This is a genomic window from Daejeonella sp. (assembly GCF_037719425.1).
Classification (GTDB): Bacteria; Bacteroidota; Bacteroidia; order Sphingobacteriales; family Sphingobacteriaceae; genus Daejeonella.
Genome location: NZ_JBBJNI010000002.1, coordinates 55,631 through 75,028, shown reverse-complemented (window position 1 = coordinate 75,028; position 19,398 = coordinate 55,631). Strand labels below are relative to the sequence as shown.

The 19,398-nt window shown below is 41.0% G+C and carries 12 protein-coding genes; all 12 read right to left on the bottom strand.

Going from position 1 to position 19,398, the window contains the following annotated elements:
- Nucleotides 1-556 (bottom strand): sulfatase-like hydrolase/transferase (locus tag WKF69_RS00660; protein WP_340378609.1); only part of this gene is annotated, 556 nt, incomplete at its 3' end.
- 104 nt (nt 557-660) lie between these two features.
- A complete protein-coding gene (locus WKF69_RS00655) occupies nt 661-2,064 on the bottom strand; it encodes a sulfatase-like hydrolase/transferase (RefSeq protein ID WP_340378607.1) in 1,404 nt (467 codons plus the stop codon).
- Nucleotides 2,065-2,230: 166 nt separating this feature from the next.
- The gene (locus tag WKF69_RS00650; protein ID WP_340378605.1) at nt 2,231-3,634 is read right to left on the bottom strand and encodes a sulfatase-like hydrolase/transferase; all 1,404 of its coding nucleotides are present in this window, start codon (nt 3,632-3,634) and stop codon (nt 2,231-2,233) included.
- Nucleotides 3,631-3,945 (bottom strand): sulfatase-like hydrolase/transferase, encoded by a 315-nt coding sequence (locus tag WKF69_RS00645; RefSeq protein ID WP_340378604.1) that lies wholly within the window; start codon nt 3,943-3,945, stop codon nt 3,631-3,633. The genes WKF69_RS00650 and WKF69_RS00645 overlap by 4 nt, the downstream gene beginning before the upstream one ends.
- Nucleotide 3,946: 1 nt before the next feature.
- The gene (locus WKF69_RS00640) at nt 3,947-4,984 is read right to left on the bottom strand and encodes a glycoside hydrolase family 43 protein (protein WP_340378602.1); all 1,038 of its coding nucleotides are present in this window, start codon (nt 4,982-4,984) and stop codon (nt 3,947-3,949) included.
- 26 nt (nt 4,985-5,010) lie between these two features.
- Nucleotides 5,011-6,498, bottom strand: a complete 1,488-nt coding sequence (locus WKF69_RS00635; RefSeq protein ID WP_340378600.1) for a sulfatase — start codon at nt 6,496-6,498, stop codon at nt 5,011-5,013.
- 36 nt (nt 6,499-6,534) lie between these two features.
- Nucleotides 6,535-7,986, bottom strand: coding sequence for a sulfatase (locus WKF69_RS00630; protein ID WP_340378598.1), 1,452 nt, complete (start codon nt 7,984-7,986; stop codon nt 6,535-6,537).
- Between the two features lie 71 nt (nt 7,987-8,057).
- The gene (locus WKF69_RS00625) at nt 8,058-10,298 is read right to left on the bottom strand and encodes a sugar-binding domain-containing protein (protein WP_340378596.1); all 2,241 of its coding nucleotides are present in this window, start codon (nt 10,296-10,298) and stop codon (nt 8,058-8,060) included.
- 59 nt (nt 10,299-10,357) lie between these two features.
- Entirely contained in the window at nt 10,358-12,043 is a 1,686-nt protein-coding gene (locus WKF69_RS00620) for an arylsulfatase (RefSeq protein ID WP_340378594.1), read from the bottom strand.
- A gap of 17 nt (nt 12,044-12,060) precedes the next feature.
- Nucleotides 12,061-14,277 (bottom strand): sugar-binding domain-containing protein, encoded by a 2,217-nt coding sequence (locus WKF69_RS00615; protein WP_340378592.1) that lies wholly within the window; start codon nt 14,275-14,277, stop codon nt 12,061-12,063.
- Nucleotides 14,278-14,531: 254 nt separating this feature from the next.
- Entirely contained in the window at nt 14,532-15,986 is a 1,455-nt protein-coding gene (locus WKF69_RS00610; protein WP_340378590.1) for a sulfatase, read from the bottom strand.
- A 91-nt stretch (nt 15,987-16,077) separates the two neighbouring features.
- Nucleotides 16,078-19,398: two-component regulator propeller domain-containing protein (locus WKF69_RS00605; RefSeq protein WP_340378588.1), on the bottom strand; the 3,321-nt coding region annotated here is incomplete at its 5' end.

The following is a 19,398-nucleotide window of genomic DNA, read 5'->3' as shown; positions in this document are numbered from 1 at the left end:
AAACCGGTGTGTAATAATTAGCACCGCCCGGGATAATCCCAAAATAACGATCAAAACCGCGTTGTCTCGGCCAGGTGCCGGTAACCATTCCATCAACTTTGCGCTCATTTGTCAAGTGCCACTTACCGGTCATGTAGGTCCCGTATCCTGCCGTTTTCAATACTTCGGCAATGGTTACACTTGTATTGTTCAAATTATCCTGATAGGCTGGCGTACCGAGATCGGCCGCAGCCATCCACCCCATTCCTGCCTGGTGTGGATAAAGTCCCGTCATTAATGATGCGCGGGTAGGACAACATCTGGCTGCGTTATAAAACTGTTTATATTTTACTCCAACGGAAGCCAGTTTGTCGAGGTTAGGAGTTTTTACTTCTCCGCCATAGCTACCCAAATCTGAATATCCCATATCATCAGCCAGGATCAGGATAATATTAGGACGCTCCTGGGCTCTGGCGGATAACGACAGAGTCAAAATAAACACGGCTAAGATTGATGTTGTCAGTGATATATTTCCAAAACACTCCAGAATTCTCCTGATTGGTATATTAACATTCATACTTGGTGATTTTCTAGTAATCTACAGGTTCGACTGGCTCTTAGTATGATTTTGAAACCTTAATAGCTCTAATTCAGGAACGGCAGATTAATATGATCAAAAATTTATTTTTTAATAAGCCATTCTTTGGGTGCGATAAACCCTTTCCGGCCCTGTCCATAAGGAGGAACAGTAACGCCTGGCTTAATGGCATCAAATTTCTCTAATTCTGTCTTGAGCTTCGTATACATCTCAGAGTTTTCAGTTCTTACATTCAGTTTTTCAGATGGGTCAACGGATATATTGAAAAAATGATCCTCCTTTAATGTCATTTTCGGGTTATCGCTTGCCGCCTTAATTAACTTCCAGTTATTGTTTACTATTGCACCAGAGCCCAAATAAAAATTTCTGTCTATTTTCTGCTGTTTGCCGGTAAATATAGAGAGCATGCTTATTCCATCATACGGATTCACAGGCTTTGCTGTTATTCCTACAATTTCCATCAATGTGGGCATAACATCAACATATCCCGTTACCTGATTTATTGTCCTGGAACCTTTAAATCCAGCAGGCCATTTAATTATTGCAGGAGCCCTCAATCCGCCTTCCCATTCTGTAAACTTACTTCCTCTTAATTCACCGCTTGTACTTCCTTCGCCAGGAGCAGCCCCATTATCACTATGAAAGAGCACCAGGGTATTATTATCAATTTTCAGGTCTTTTAAAGTCTGTAAAATCCGCCCTATATTTTCATCCATATTAGTAACCATGGCTGAATAGGTTTGCCGGGGTGTATTACCCCTGCCCTTATCACCCTCCCTATCTACCTTTCCAAACGACGGCTTACTCTTGTCATATCCATATTTCAGCAGATCTTCCTTTTTTGCCTGTAGTGGACCATGCGGAGCATTATATGCCAGATAGATAAAAAACGGCGATTGACCATTGTAGCTTTTAATATTTTTAACGGCCTCATTAGTGAGCAGGTCAGTTGAATATCCTTTATCGTAACTTGCTGCAAAATCATTATGCCAGTCTAGTTCGCCCTCGCGTTCATGAGTGAAATAATCGATGGCTCCATTTAAATGTCCATAGAAATGAGTGAATCCCCTTTTAAGCGGGTGGTATTTTAACTCGGCATGTCCAAGGTGCCACTTCCCCAGCATGGCCCGGTTTTTATACCCTACTTTGGCCAGCATTTCAGGAAGAAATACCTCATTGGTACTCACCCCAAAATCAGACCATGGGGGAATAACCGTTGAACGTAATCCAAAACGATCTGGATAGCGTCCGGTCATTAAACCTGCACGTGTTGGCGAGCATACTGCTGCCGTGTAATACCGGTTCAACTCGATTCCTTCTTTAGATAATCTGTCTAAATTCGGCGTTTTGATATCACTGCCGTGATAACCGACATCTCCCCAGCCCAAATCGTCTGCAAGTATTATAATGATATTGGGTTTCTTTACCTGCTGACTAAAGCAGAATGCCGGAAATAAGGCAATAAAAATTAGTGTTAACTTTTTCATTAAATAATTATCGTGTAAATGCCTACATCTCTCTAACTACAATGGTATCGTTATTTATAAAAATTCCCTACCAGTTTTGTACATAACATTACAACTATTGTAGACAGGGGGTAATGAGTGATTTATTGTTTCAGCTCAGAAACGCAGAGATTTCCAACCTTATTCTTTAATTTACATTAGCAGCCAAAGGTTTTGGCAGAACCTTGCTGCTGTTCGCCCACTCGAACCATTTAGTCTTCATCTTTTCTAACAGTTGAGGATTTTGCCTGGCCAAATTGTTCGTTTCTGTACGATCATCTTTTAAATTATATAGTTCCCAGGCAGATTTTTCATTTAATGATACCAGCTTCCAATCACCATAGCGTACGGCTTTGCTGTTTAAATGTTCAAAAAATAAGTATTCATGGGCTTGCCTTTGCTCCCCTTTAAATATCTTAACAAGGCTTAATCCTTCTGTAGGTGTGATCGCGTTACCCTTGAAAACCAGCGGATATTTGGCTCCTGCCAGTTCCGAGAAAGTTGCCATAAAATCAATCACATGACCAGTCTGAGCCGTAACACTTCCCTTTTTTGCTTTCAGGCCACCTGGCCAGGATACAATCAGCGGTGTACAGATTCCTCCTTCAAATGCCTTTGTTTTCCAATAACGAAAAGGTGTGTTTGCAACATTACTCCACATTTCATTAGTAGAGGCAAATGTAGTTTCAGCACCTGGCAAAACTTGTTTCTTTATAGGGTAAACTATAGTTTGCCCGGCACGTGTTTGACCAGGCCTGTCAAAGCCAGGCCCATAATTCTGAGCATCATCTGAACTCGCACCATTATCGCTCAGAAACAAAATAACTGTATTGTCAAGCTGACCCGTTTCTTTTAGTGTCTGGATAATTCTACCGATGCCCTTATCCATGCGGTCAATCATTGCTGCACGAACCGCCATCGCATAAGCATCCCAGTCTTTATCTGCGTTTTCAGGCCATTTAGTCTGCTGATCCCAGCGCCCGGGCAAAGGTGTTTGTTTAGCATTAAACAATCCTTCGTTAATCATTTTTTTATAACGTGCATTCCTTATAACATCCCAGCCCGATTTATAAACGTCTTTATATTTTTCAATATCTTGCGGCAAAGCGTGCAATGGCCAATGGGGAGCTGTATGGGCAACATATAAAAAGAAAGGGGATTTCTTTTCACTAAAATGCCGGACATAATTTGAAGCACTATCATTAATTGCATCTGTGTAGTAATAATCCTTCGCAACAGATTGAACAGGCTGTGTCCCATTTACCAGGGCGAAAGGATCAAAAAAATTTACAACACCCCATATTGTACCATAGAATTTATCAAAGCCGCGGTTAACAGGATATTGATTAAGCGGCGAAAATAAAGGATAACTTGTCTGATGATTAAGCCAAGCCAGATGTTTTTCCTTTGGAGTCTGCGCCTGTGTGTTCGATAGGTGCCATTTCCCTATCATTCCTGTTTGGTACCCTGCTGTTTTTAGAACTTCCGCGAGAGTGACTGTATTTTCTGTTAAGTATCCACGATAACCAGGTAAGTTCTGGTCGTTGCTCATATTTCCATGCCTGCCTGGTGACTGTAAAGCCCGGTCAACAAAGAAGCCCGGGTGGGACAGCAACGTGATGCATTATAAAATTGTGAAAACCGTAGTCCGCCTTTTGCCAGCCTATCGAGATTAGGCGTGCTGATTTCGCTTCCATAACAACCTATATCGGAATATCCCAGATCGTCTGCCATAATCAGCACGATGTTTGGCCTTTTATCTACCTGAGTTGTAAATGCGAACACATTACGATTAGTGCCGCAACATGCTGTTATAGCCACAAAACAAATTGCTTTTCCGATTGTGTTTTTTGTCACATTCATGCTATTCTTTTAGGTTCAAATAGTAAAAGCTTTTCTCATGTATTTCGAGTTTATCCATGCCTGTAGAAGGATCATTGGAGAAACCGGCTTTCACTACAGCCGTCCTTCTTGGCGCTACACTAGTATCAGAAAAATGCGTGTGAAAAACGTAAACTAAGTTACCGAGGCTATCTTTTACAAAATCGCCATGTCCTGTTCCATTTTGTTTAACATCCGACCTGCTTAAAACAGGGTTTCCAGAGTATTTTTCCCATGGACCATAAGGGCTTTTACTCACCGCATAACCTACAGCATAATTGATACTTCTAAAATGATTTGTACTATAAATTAAGTAGTAGAGTCCCTTATGTTTTAATATAGAGGGGCCTTCAGCCACGGACCACTTAGCATGTTCAGCATTCTCCCATTCTTCCGTTGCACTTACACATTCGCGAAGCGTTTCCGGCTTTATAGATTTAAGATTTTTTGTTAATTCTGCGACAAATATTCTGTTCCCCCCGTTGGCTACTCTTACATGATATAAGTACTTCCGGCCATCATCATCAATAAATACAAATGGATCAATTTGTTTTACGGGAGAAGAAAGAGACTGCTTTACCTTTTGTGTGAATGGCCCCAAAGGACTATTACTTTCTGCTATTGCGATACTCTCATTAGCGGCGTAAGCCATATAAAACTTATTTTTATGCCGGAAAACCTGTGGCGCCCAGAATGACTTGTCCCCCCATGCGTCGGATTTATGGAGCGCATAGCCATTTCTAGCGCCGACTGCTCCGCTCCAACTTATTAGGTCGGTAGACATGTATACTTTAAAGCCTTCCTGCGCTTTATCTGATGTGCCATAGAGATAATACGTTCCATCGTATTCCAACAAACATGGGTCGGCCAATGCAGGAATATTACCCAACGAGTCTGGTGCTTCATGAGCATTAGAATTGGCCATAACGAAACTCGCAGATGCTAGCAGGAGAAAAAAGACACCAAATGAAAGGGTTTTCTTCAAGGATATAACAGAACTTAAAGATTTAGAAATGAACATAATTAGGTTTCTTTAAGGAATCAATATTAATCTTCACTGGTTTTTGCCTGACGTTCCATTGCTTTCATTTCTGTTGCTACTCCCAAGTCACCCTGCTGTTTCATAAACGAGGCCAACTGAGATTTTAGCTCATTCATCACCCCTTTCAATTCTGGTTTTTTTGCGAGATTAACTAGTTCATAAGGATCATTGACTATATCATATAATTCTTCTTCCGGTCTCTGCAAATAAAAATTACCCCGGCCTGTTTTATCCTTTTTAATCCATTGCTGCAATAAGGCACTTTCAGTTACCACATTGGAAAATTTGCTTTTGTAGTTCAGGTTATGGATATAGAGGTATTTATTATTCCGTGCAGAACGTATGGCATAAGCTTCGCTCCCACTGATTATGCCGCGGGTTGTATGTACGCCGAAAACATAATTTCTGAAGCTACTTGTTTCCCCCATCAGTACCTTTTTAAAGCTCTTACCATCAAAGCCTGTACGGCCATTCGCATCCTTAGTACCGGTATTCAAACTTGTAGGGTTTCCCCCGGCAATGTCAATTAATGTTGGTACTACATCAACATACTGAGTCATGGCTTTGTTGCGGCTTGATGGCTTAATTTTACCCGGCCAGCGTGCAATAAAAGCTGTTTTAAGACCCTGATCGTAGTTAGTCCATTTTCCAAAAGGAAATGATGAACCCTGCTCACTCGTAAACATAACCAAAGTGTTCTGTTTTTGCCCGGACCTTTCTACCATATCCAGACAGACTCCGACAAGGCTATCCAAATAAGTGATTTCCGCAAAATAGCTCGACATGCTTTTCCGGGTAAGCGGAGTATCTTCGAATCCTGGCGGAAGTTTAATTTTTTCAGGGGGGTAGGCTGAAGCATTTCCTCTATTCCAGGGGGTGTGAGGCTGATTACTAGTAACAACAAGTAGATAGGGCTTACCTTTTGACTTTTTAATGTAATCTTCCGCAATCTTTAAATCTATATCCTGACCATTACCATTATCTCCATTTCTGCCTCCCAGGAAATCATATGGGAAAGATTGAACAGGTCCGTAATGCTGCTTGCCAATCAACGCGGTGTTGTAACCCAGATCCTTCATGTAATGAGCAATGCTTCGCGTATTTTTATAAACTTCGCTGTGGTTGGGATAGGCGCCATTCCGCACTGGATACAGGCCTGTCATAAGCTGCTGACGTGTTGGAGCACACATTGCTGTGGATGTAAACATGTTGTCCAGACAAATACCCTCCTTTGCCAGCCGCGCTATATTGGGGGTATGCACTTGCTTGCTGCCGTAAGGTTCAATGTCATTATAGGTCAGGTCGTCGGCCATTATTAAAATAATATTTGGCCTGGATGGCGTGCTCTGAGCCTGCGCGATTAAGCAACCACATACAGTTACGGCCAAAAGCATTAAATTTTTCATCTGTATATAAATTAACTTTAAAGGTGATGAACCTGCCTGCCGGTAGGCAGGCTTATATTCATGTCGTTGTGGGGGCGGTAAGCTCATGCAGGTTTCATTTTACCTATAGCTATGCCTGATGCATTATTTTGTTTTTGCTTTAACTTCAGTTCTCCAACTTGTTAAATCTCTTTTCAATTCGTCAACCTTGGCGGGATTCGATGCTGCGAGATCATTACTTTCCTGCCTGTCGTTTTTAAGATTGTACAACTCAAATTCATTCTTATCATAAAATTCGATCAGTTTCCAATCACCTTTACGAACGCTGGATGCAGAGCGGCCCCCGAGAAAATGGGGATTTTGCAGGGGGTAATTCCAATAAAAATTACGTTCCGGCAACACCGAAGATGGGTTTTTTAATAACCCGGCAAATGAAACTCCATCAAGTTTTTGATTGTTTGATCTAGCTTGAATCAGTTCCATAAACGTAGGATAAAAATCAAAGGTAACAACGGGCTCGGTAATCGTCCCGGGCTTACTAAATAGTGATGGATTCCAAATCACCAGAGGCTCAGTAACACCGCCTTCATACAAGGTACTTTTACCAGCACGTAGGGGAGAATTGGTTGTTACTGTCGTTTCACCTCCATTGTCACTAGTGAAAATGATGATCGTATTTTTATCAAGTCCGAGGCTTATTAATTTCTTCATAATCATTCCCACTCCCTGATCAACAACAAACAATTGTGCAGCCAGATGGGGATTATTTATTTTAGCTCGCGAATCTGCCGGCCATCTTTTATAGAGATCGTTTGCTTCATTTCCCTTAGTTGGCGGACTAGTTCCTGCACCAGCCTTCCTCCGGAAACGATCAACTATTTCAGGCTTCCCATGCAAAGTAGTATGGACTGCATAATGACTCAGATAGAGAAAAAATGGTTTGTCTTTATTTCTGTCGATAAATTCTACCGCCTCAATGTTTTGGCGATCGGTAAGGTACTCCCGCTGACCCGGTAGTTTCTTCTGAATATCTTTATTAAACAAGTAGGGGTGGTAATACCAGCCCTCAGCAATCCCTTCGTTCTCACTAACCATCACCTCATTAAAGCCATGCTTATCAGGCAACGTTTCTTCTGGAGCCCCTGCTCTGGTATAACCCGAAAGATGCCACTTCCCGACAATACCAGTTTGATAACCATTCGCGACAAACATTTCTGCCAGCGTGGTATGTGCAGTATTTAGATGTTCTCCGGAGTTAGGCCTCAAATAATCGGTAATGCCTACACGAGCAGGATATTGCCCGGTCATTAGCGCAGCGCGGTAAGGTGAACAAACCGGAGCTGCAGCATAGCAGGTTTTAAACTTCAGTCCTTGAGAAGCAAGTTTATCAATGTTTGGTGTTTCATTAAATGTATTCCCGTAACAACCCAAGTCCGAATATCCCAGATCATCCGTAAGAATAAATATGATATTAGGCTTTGTAAGAGTGGCCGCTTTCATGACCATCGGTTTATTGCTGGACGAACATGCAAGTACAGACACCGCAAGTCCTGAAAGTAAAACCCGCGAAAAAGCATTTTTAAATGTCTTAGCCATTATTTTATGATTTATAATTATCTAACCTGCACTCTTCCCTTTTTGAAACCGGGACCGCTGCTCGGATATTTTTAGTACTGAAACAATCCAAAATCAAAATCAGAGTCAGCCTCTGCATTTTTCAATTCCAGGCCAATTACATTTTGACCTTCCCTCAAATACTTTGAGTATTCAGTCATGTTAAATTCGTCATAATGACGTTTTGTTAAGATTTTTTCATTTTTATAAATAACATTTCCGTTCAGATAAATCGTTAAATCGCCCTGCGCATATAATTTCATAGCGAGATTTAATGCTTTGGAAGGTTTTTTAAAACTTCCTACAGCCCATAATGACTGGCCTTTTTTTACTTTAGCCGGACCGGTCAAAGTTTCAAATTTCTCATCAGAAGACATTTGCCTGTTCCAGCCTGCCGAAGGTTGCTCAAAGGATATATTTAATTTTGATGGTGATATTTCAGAGTCATTAACCAAAAATTTTGGCTCGCCTTTAGGTGCATTAAACAATGGATTATGAAGTTTCCACGCTTGTTCTGCCGGTAATTTAATAATCTCGCGGTCGTAAGTCATTAACCCATTAACTTCCAGCTCCACATCTGAGGTCTGCGTGTAAATTGCACTGGAAAGTCCTCGTGAAATAAGCGGTTGAACATTCGCTATTAGTTTTGAATACTCCTCCAAAAATTTATCACGGGAAAAATAAGTACGATATCCCCAATTTTTGCTGTCCCGATTCCATAAATGATCCTGAATAGGCCAGCCTAATCCACCAAACTCTCCTAATACCATGGTACGTCCCGGGTTTTGTATCGCCGGTTCCATGGAGGGGCCGGGATACTGATGTGCATCATACATATCACCTACTTTACGATCAGTCCATCCGCTTATGCCATCTACCAGCCTGGTGGGGTCATACTTTTTAGTCCATTCAACGACTCTTTTGCTATCATACTGCCCCCACCCTTCGTTAAATGGGACCCAAACAACAATTGAAGGGAAGAATTTCAAATTGTCGATAATTGATTTCCACTCCTTTTCGAATTGCGTTGCTGATTCTTTAGGTCTTGCCCAGTCTTCTGCAGCATCAAATTTTACATGCTGGACCGGATCGTTAATTCTATTGAAACCACTCGGCATATCCTGCCAAAGTAACAAACCGAGGGAATCTGCTTGATAATAGTACCTGGCTGGTTCTACTTTAATATGTTTCCTGATCATATTAAAGCCCATACTTTTTACTACCTGCATGTCATAAAGCATAGCCTCAGCAGTAGGTGGGGTAAGTAAACTTTCGGGCCACCAGCCCTGATCTAAAACCCCCCATTGAAATAATATCTTATTATTAAGATGAAGGCGAAGATTCCCATATTCATCCTTCCCCATGGAAATTTTCCGCATGGCAAAATATGAATTCGCCTTATCCAGTAATTTATTATAACGCCTGATCTCAATCTGGAACTGGTATAAATTGGGCTTTTCAGGGCTCCACAATTTGACCCCAGGCAGTCTTATCTGAATATTATCCTGATAAGGGGCGGATAATTCTTTTATCAGGCTTCCCTGACTGAAGATTTTAATACTAACCTGCTCACCGCCTTGCACATTGGTTAATATCGACTTCAGATTTATTATTTCGCGATCAATATCAGCCTCCGGGGTAATTGTAGCGATACTAGTAGGATTTACAGGTTCTAGCCAGGTCGTTTGCCAAATCCCTGAAACGGCAGTATACCAGAATCCGAATGGTTTTAACACTTGTTTACCTCTGGCTTGTATACCTGAATCCGTTGGATCCCATACTTTTACCACCAATTCATTATCTGACGACGCCAAATAGCTTGTAATATCAATACTGAATGGATCTGAGCCCCCGGTATGCTCACCAGCTAATTTGCCATTAACAAATATGGATGATTGCCAGTCTACAGCACCGAAATGTAACAGAACTCTTTTGCTACCCCAAGCTGCCGGAACTTTGAATTTTGTTTTATACCATAATTCATCATCCGGGGTAAGTGGTTTACCTACCCCTGAAAGACTCGATTCAACAGCAAAAGGGACTAATATTTTTCCCTGAAAAATATTCGGAGCTTTGTTGCCTTTAGGCAGGATGGCATAATCCCATAAACCATTCAGATTCTGCCAATCATCTCTAACTAATTGTGGCCTCGGATATTGCTGCCACGCATTCGAAGGATTCACATCTTTTGCCCAGCGGGTTTTTATTTTATTGCCTACCGGCTGCCACGATTGTGCAGTTGAAACATCAAAATTCAAAAAGACTAAGGATAGAAGTACTATAATCTGTTTCATAAATTAATCACCGGTTTACGTGCTCATGGATCTCCTACCTGAAAATGGGAATGATATTCTTATTTTTTTACAGCTTTAACTGGTTTTGGAAATACGTTATGACTATTCGCCCATTTGTACCACAAATCATTCAAGGTCTTCACCTTGTCGGGATGTTTTTCAGAAAGGTTATTTATTTCTGTCTGATCTTTACTTATCTGATATAAGCGCCAGGTTGAATCAAGTTTAGTGGAAACTAATTTCCAATCGCCAGAACGCACATATCTTGCACCAAAATGTTCGTTGAATAACTCAGAATGCCCGTTAACTCTATTTCCCTTAATTGCAGGCAAGAGACTAATGCCTTCCATGGGTGAAATACTATTTCCCCTATAAACTTCAGGATATTTAGCGCCACTGAGGTCAATAACTGTCGCCATAAAGTCCATTACATGTCCAACCTGACTGCTAAGACTTCCCTTTTTTGCCGACATTCCCTTTGGATAAAAGGCAATAAGCGGAGTATGCACACCACCTTCATACGATTCTTCTTTCGCAAAGCGATAAGGTGTATTGCTTACGTTTGCCCATCGTGGTCCGATGGATGCAAAAGTAAGCTGGGAGCCTGGCAAAATCTTTTTGTTGACTGGGTAGTCAATTATCTGCCCGGTTCTGGTTTCGCCGGGCCGGTCAAACCCGGGGCCATATCTGGCACTATTCTCTGGGCTAGCACCATTATCGCTTAAAAATAAAATTACCGTGTTGTCTAACTGCCCTGTTTCCTTCAATGTTTTAATTATCCTTCCAATACCCTGGTCCATAATATCAACCATCGCTGCGTGAACTGCCATTGCCCTTGCATCCCACTCCTTATCCGGATTATCCTCCCATTTTAAATCGCTGTTCAGGCGTTCTGAAAGAGGAGCTTTAACCGGATCTATAATCCCTAACCGGACCATCTTTTTATATCGGGCTTCCCGGATAACATCCCAACCAGCTTTGTAGGTGTTTTTATACTTTTCAATTTCCGCTGGTTTTGCCTGCAAAGGCCAATGCGGTGCATTTTCAGCTATATATAAGAAAAATGGTTTCTTCTTTTTCGCAAAATCGCGGATATACACAGAAGCGGTATCGTTAATAGCATCGGTATGATAATAATTCGCCGGAACTGTCTTAACCGGGGTTGTACCGCTTACCAGACTAAAAGGGTCAAAAAAGTCGACGACTCCCCATAGGGTCCCAAAAAATTTATCAAACCCACGGTTTGTAGGATATTGCTCCACGGGCGAGAAAAAAGGATGGTAGGCCTGATGGTTTAACCACTTCAATTGAGCTTTTGGATCGTCCTGAACTATCGTATTTGAAACATGCCATTTACCTGTCATTGCGGTATTGTATCCTGATCCTTTAAGCACTTCGGCTATCGTAACAGCATTATCTCCAAGATGACCCTGATAACCAGGCAAATTCCTGTTTTCTGACATTTCGCCAATTCCGGCCTGGTGATTGTAAAGGCCGGTAAGGAGTGATGCCCTGCTTGGGCAGCAACGTGAAGTATTATAGAATTGAGTAAATCGTATTCCGTTTGTCGCCAGGTAATCAAGATTCGGAGTCTCAATCTCACCACCATAACATCCCAGATCAGAATAACCGAGATCATCAGCCATGATAAGTATGATATTAGGCCGCTTATTTATCTGGGAAAAAGCTGATGCTACGACTGCATAAATTAATGTGATGAGTAATAAAAACGATTTACATTTCATTTTTGATTTTTAAGAACTCAATAGGAATATAACCCAAAATCAAAAGCAGAATTGGATTTGATATCATTGATCTCAACCAATAGCTTATTGTCTGTCTTTTTCAGGTAGCCCAAAAATTCACTTAAATTTATTTCATCGTAGTGACGTTTGGTATTGATAAATTTATTCACTACCAGCTGACCATTCAAATAAACTTTGACATCGGCATGCGTCAAGAGACGCAACTGAATGTTTTGAGGTATCTTATCTAAATTGAATATTTTTTCCGCGCGCCGAAACTCCCCCTTTTTCAACATAACGGGAGCAGATACTGAAGAAAATACAAGATCGCTCGTTTTTCCATTTAAACCTGCATTGGTTATCATCAGTTTTTGCGGGCTCACTTCTGAGTCAAAGAATATCGTTTCTGACTTTACAGGGTCTTTATACAGAGGATAGTGTAACATCCGCATCAATCCAGGGTTAAATTTAATCACTTTGCGATCATAAGTCATAAGCCCATTAACTTCTCCTTCAACATCGGTGGTTTGTGTGTAAATGGCCGCAGATAGGCCACGGTTTTTCATCGGGTAAAGGTTGTGCATCAGCGTTGCATATTCCTTGATTAAAGTATCCTTTCCGAAGTAAGTCCTGTACCCCCAATTACGCATTTTGGTATTCCACAAATGCCCTTCAAGGGGAAGCCCCAACCCACCGAATTCTCCTAAAACAATCACTCTTCCTGGATTTTGCTCAGCAGGCTCCATTGCTGGTCCGGGATATTGGTGCGCATCGTTCATCGCGCCTACGTTACGATCTGTCCAGCCGCTAACACCGTTTACAACTCTCGAAGGATCATACTTCTGGGTCCATTCCACAACGCGTTTCGTCTCATATTGTCCCCAGCCCTCATTAAATGGAACCCAAACAACAATAGAAGGAAAAAACCGCAGATGATCCATAATAGATTTCCATTCCTGTTCAAACTGAATGCCCGACTCTTTCGGCCTGTTCCAGTCTTCTTTTGCCTCTGCTTTAACATGCTGAACATTAGCTTCAGAAGTTTTAAACCCTGAAGGCATATCCTGCCAAACTAACAAGCCAATGGAATCCGCATAATAATAATACCTTGACGGCTCAACTTTGATATGCTTACGCAGCATGTTAAAACCCATATCCTTAAGCACATCCATATCAAAACGCATCGCTTCGTCAGAGGGCGGAGTTAAAAGACCGTCAGGCCACCAGCCCTGATCCAATGTTCCATACTGGAAAACTGGCTTGTTATTTAACATCAGGCGCTCATAGCCAAACTCATCTTTACCGGTCGATATTTTTCGCATCGCGAAGTAAGAAGTTGCCTTGTCAATAACCCGACTTCCGTCGGTTAACTGGATATCGAGATGATACAACGCGGGATTGTACGGAGTCCACAAATCAGGTTCAGGAATATCAATTTCTAATACGGCACTAGCCAGGGCCGATTTTTCAGCGATCACTTTACCGTTCTTTAAAACTTTAACTATAAGCTTTTCCTTGCCAGTAGACCCTTCCAATTGATTTTTTATAAGTATCTTTTTATTATCGATATCGGCTTCAGGCACTATAGACTTAATATGTGTTTTTCCCACTGGCTCAAGCCATACTGTTTGCCAGATTCCGGTAACCGGAGTGTACCAGATTCCCCTGGGCGTAAGCACTTGCTTGCCTCTCGCCTGTGATTCTGTGTCAGTTGGGTCCCATACCGACAACACCAATTCTTGCGGACCTTTTTTTACATATTTACTAATATCAAAAGCAAAGGGATCACTACCGCCTTTGTGGGTTCCCACTTTTTCATTATTAATATAAACGGTAGCTTCCCAGTCTACGGCGTCAAAATGAAGTAATAGACGTTTATTTTTCCATCCATCTGGTACTTGAAATGTGGTTTTATACCATAATTTCTGATCCGGCATCACCATTTTTCCCACGCCCGACAGTGTTGATTCGGCAGCAAAAGGAACCAGTATTTTACCGTCATAACCCTGAGGTGCATTTTCGGCTTTAGGCTTTATCGAATACTCCCATAAGCCATTTAAATTTTTCCATTCTTCCCTCACCAATTGAGGGCGGGGGTATTGCCTCCAGGCATTTTCAGGGGTTACTTCAACCCCCCATCGGGTCTTCATATTCCCTGGATTGGTAGTATTCTCCTGCGCGCTAAGGATTAGACCCGTAAATAAAAGCGCGATTATAGAAAAGCTTATTTTCATCTGTATATAATTTGTTTTTTAAAGGTGATGAACCTGCCGGCCGGTAGGCAGGGCTATCATGATTTTATTCATTCCACTGTGTGATGGAAAAATCATGATGGTTTCATTTTTATATTTTGTTTTTAGGGTATGACGCCAGGCCGGCTGTACATACAGACGGACAATAATTAACCAGGAACAATTTTAACCAGGAATCAAAATAAACTATATCACAATTGTAGCATATTCTAGAAATTTTGTGCTTCCTGTCCCTCTTACCCCTCATCAGGATCTTTAGCCTTTTTGCCCTTAACAGAAGCCTTGGAAGGTACTGTTTTTTCGAAGTGAACTGGTACATTTTTGGCCAGTTTTGATATTACCGGTTTCATGTCTGGCTTACTTGCTAAATTTCTATGTTCGTAAGGGTCTTTATAATGATCATAAAGCTCTTCTGTCCCATCGGGATATCTGATGTACCGGTATTGCTCGCTGCGCACAGATGAATACCCTTCGCCATAAGTTGTTAAACCGGGTCTGTCCCACTCATATTTTGGGTTTTTCAAGATAGGCACCAGACTAACTCCATCTAACTTCTGCTTCGGCGGCGTTAATCCGCAGTATTCAACAAGGGTAGGATAAATATCGACCAGGGTGATGGGCTGCGGACATTTGTAAGCTTTACCACCTGGCAAGCGGATCAAAAATGGAACCGCATCAGCCTGTTCCCATAAGGTACTCTTCGTCCAGTGCCCTTTTGAGCCATTATGAAATCCATTATCAGAACAAAAAACAACAATTGTATTTTTAGCATAAGGGCTTTTATCCAACTCATCCAGTACTCTACCCAGATTCCAATCAGCAAAAGTATAGTTGGCACAATAGGCTTTCAGATATTTTAATAACGCCTCTTCTTTAGTCAAACCCTGTGTTCTTAAAGATTTCATTCCATCAACTAACTCCTTCCCCATTTCAGGAACATCATCCAGATCATTTTCCATAAATCCAGATGGGAGAGTAATTTTGGAATCCTTGTACATATCCATAAAACGTTTAGGTGCCGTATAAGGGGTATGAGGACGGTACATTCCATAAAACATGAAAAAAGGCTTCTCATGTTTTTGGCTTATAAACTCCATCGCAGCATTTGCATTTTTCACATCAGGAAAATCCGTATCAGGCCCTTCCCATGGTTGGATTCCATACCAGTTACTGTTACCAGGCCATAATTCTCTCGCAGCAAAAGGACCAAACCCGCCATTATAAACTTTGTTGTCGAACATATCCTGTTCTCTTGTGCCGGGTAGAGCGACATGAAAGGTCTTCCCTCGGCCCCAGGTAGTATATCCATTTTTCTTAAAAAGCTCAGGCATAGCCTCAACTTCTATAAGCTTTTTTGAACTACTCCATACGTCCGGGCCATTAGTATACACTCCCGTATTATGTGGATAGAGCCCACTAAAAAAAGAGGCACGTGAAGGGATACAAACAGGTGCAGCGCAGGAAGCATTGCTAAAATAGTACGACTGTGACACAAGTTTTTTAATGTTTGGGACTTTCAAAACGGGGTAATCATTTATAACACTCCACGAGTTCATGTCGTCAACCACTATGAAAATCACATTAGGCTTTTGGCCTTGTGTTGGAATTTGAGCATCTCTGATTTGAGCCTGCGAACTAAATATGGTAAGGAGGACAAGAATAGATGAAAAAAAAGGGATATAACGTTTCATAAATAATCATTAAGGAATCTTATACAAGATATGCCAACCTATACCAAGTGAGTATAAGGTTTGTCGCATAAGCTAAAACTTTTGTTTCCCTTTACGACACAGGAGTTGGTTCTCTTTTCTTTTCAGCAAATTCAGAAGGAGTTTGATTAAATTGCTGATAGAAACACTTTGAGAAATATGAGTGCGAATTAAACCCCACCAGATATCCAATTTCTGACACGTTGTATTCATGCAGGGCTAATAATTTTGCGGCATGTTTCAGACGGATTAATCGGACAAATTCATTGGGCACACTTCCTGTCATAGATTTTAGCTTCTTATGAAGAGATGACCGGCTCATTGCCATTTCCTTACTTAGTTCGACTACAGACAGCTGCGGATCTGTAATACGTTCTTCAATAATTGACATCAGTTTCTGGATAAATCTACTGTCCCGATTATTAGTTGTCAACGCATTTAGATCAGAAAGAGGTTGCTGGCTGAATTTATCTTTCAATTTAATTCGTGAATCCAGCAAATTTTTGATCACAACAGATACATGTTTCCATTTAAACGGTTTCACAATAAATGCGTCCGCACCATTCTCAAACCCCAAAATCTCCGCCTCCGAATTAGCCTTTGCTGTTAACAGGATGAATGGGATGTGGCTGAAATTAATATCATTCTTAATGGTTTTACACAACTCCATGCCATCTGTTCCAGGCATCATAACATCTGATACAATCAAATCAACATGATGGTCCTCCAGTAACTTTAATGCCTGTTTCCCATTACGAGCTCCAATAGCTTTATATCCTTCGGAGTTGAGGCTTTTGATTATAAAATTGATCATTGACAGATCATCTTCTGCAACCAAAATTAGTTGATTGCCATCTTCATTATGCCCCGGGGCCGAAGTGTTTTTCTTATCAATTTTTACACTTGCAATATCTTCAGCAAACGGGATTTGGACGGTGAAGACCGTTTTCTTCCCTTCGATGCTTTCTACAAGCAACTTGCCATCGTGTTTTTCCGACAAAGATTTAGCTAATGCCAGGCCAATACCAGTCCCCCCTAAATTGTTATAATCATATTGCCCGGAAGAAACTTTAAAGAACTTTTTGAAAATATTATCAACCTGATCCTTCGGTATACCTATTCCGTCATCTTCTACACTTACCGAAAACACCGCTTGGCCAAAATCGTCCATTGCCGGCTCGAGGACTTTTAACTTGACTTTGGTTCGGGTAAATTTAAAGGCATTAATTAACAAGTTACTTAAGATCTTCGTAATCGCTTCCGGATCTGCATCTACATTGAGATGCGAAATTTTTGTCTCTATTGAAAACTTGATTCCCTTTTGATAAGCTGCGGGGTAAAACCTGGTGAACAGAGATTGCACCATGGCAACAATCTCTATTTTCTCTCTATGGATCTCGTAGACGTCACTTTCTATTCTTCTGAAATCGAGCAACTGGGTAACCAATGTCTGCAAACGTTCCGAATTTTCATCCATGGTCTGTAGTTGCTCATTGACAGCCGGATCCAGATTCTGGAAATTCATTAATCTTTCCAATGGGGCTGTAATAAGAGACAAAGGAGTGCGAATTTCGTGAGCCATCGTTGTAAAAAAATCTATCTTTTGTTTATAGAATTCCTGCTCCTCTTTGTTTTTTAATCTTTCAAGCCTTATCTGATTTCTTTTATCCGACTGTTCCAGAAGATATTTGCGTGCCATTACTACTCCGGCAATGATGATGACCAGGTAAATTAAATAGGCTAACGGAGTTTTATAAAAAGGGTAAAGGACCTTGACATTTAAAATAGTTTCATTACTCCAGTTGCCTGCATTGTCTGTAGCTTTAATTTTAAAAACGTAATCGCCGGCCGGCAAATTTGTATAGGCAGCTTTGCGCTGATCCCCAACATAATTCCAGCTTTCGTCAAATCCCTCCATTTTGTAAGCATACTCAGTTTTTTGAGGAGCTATATAGCTTAAGGCCGCATACTCAAAACTTATGACTGACTGATAATCCCTGAGTGTGACACTTTTTTCAAAGTTGATAATCTTTTGAAGAGGGCTATCTTCCTGACCAATTTCTACGTTTTTATTAAAGAGTTGAAAATTTGTTAATACTACACGAGGCGGATAATTTACAGCCTCAATGCTATCTGGATAAAAGGAATTAAATCCCTTTATTCCACCGAAATAAAACTTTCCATCTGACGCGACATATGAGCTCTTATAATTGAACTGTTTGCTTTGAAGATTATCCCATTTGGTGTAATGAAGGCTCTTCCGGGCACTAATGTCATACCGGTATAGTCCGTTATTAGTCGATAGCCAAATGTTGTTAGACTTATCCTGCACGATACCATATATAACATCACTATTTATACCTTCTTGGCTGCCTATATATCTGAATGTGCGGTTAATTATATTAAAAACGTTTAAGCCACCTCCATCAGTACCAAGCCATAGGTTCCCGGCACGATCGTCAAACATCGAAATAACCTTATTAGAGCTGATTGATTTTCCATCTTTCCTCGTAGAATATTTCACCCACCGCCCGGCTTTTTTATTCTTTCCAACCAACCCACTGTCATACGTTGCAAACCATATATTCCCCGAATCATCTTCATGAATGGCATATATGCACTCTTTGTCCATATTCAGATCTTTAATTCTTCTGAAATTATCATTGGTCGGATCGTACATATTTAACCCATAAACTGTTCCTACCCAAATATTGCCACTCTTGTCCTGGGTTATAGAATAAATTGAGTTGTTACTAAGTGATGTCTCATTGCTGGCATTGTGTTTATAATTCTTGACCTTTCCGCTGCGCGGGTTATACACATTTAAGCCACCCGTAAAAGTTCCTATCCAAATATTTCCGCTTTTATCCTTGAGCAGGGAGTGAATATTATGATAGGATAATTTTTGCTGACCTGGCTTGAACGGATACTGCCTGAATGTTTTTGTGTAAGAATTGAAATAATTAAGTCCGCCATCTTCCGTAGCCACCCAAAAAAAGCCGGGCTTATCTTCAAGAAATCCACTAACAGCATTTCCTGATAGAGAATTGGCGTCACCAGTTGGATAATATAATTCAAAACCTGAGCTCTTTTCTCTGAAGTAGTTTACCCCTCCAAAATAAGTGCCTGTCCACATACCGCCTTCCCTATCCTTAAAAATAGTATAAATCGCATTATCACTAATACTGTAAGGATCATTGTTTTTTACAGTGTAGGAGGTAAATCTATTTTCCTTTATATAAAAAATATTCAGCCCCTTTTCAGTTCCAATGTATAATTTACCATCCGCCGTTTGGTGGATGGAGCGAACCGTATTATCGTTAATCGAATTGGCACCTGATTTCACATATCGTTTAAAAGTTTTAGTTTCTTTTGACCACTTGTTCAAGCCAGC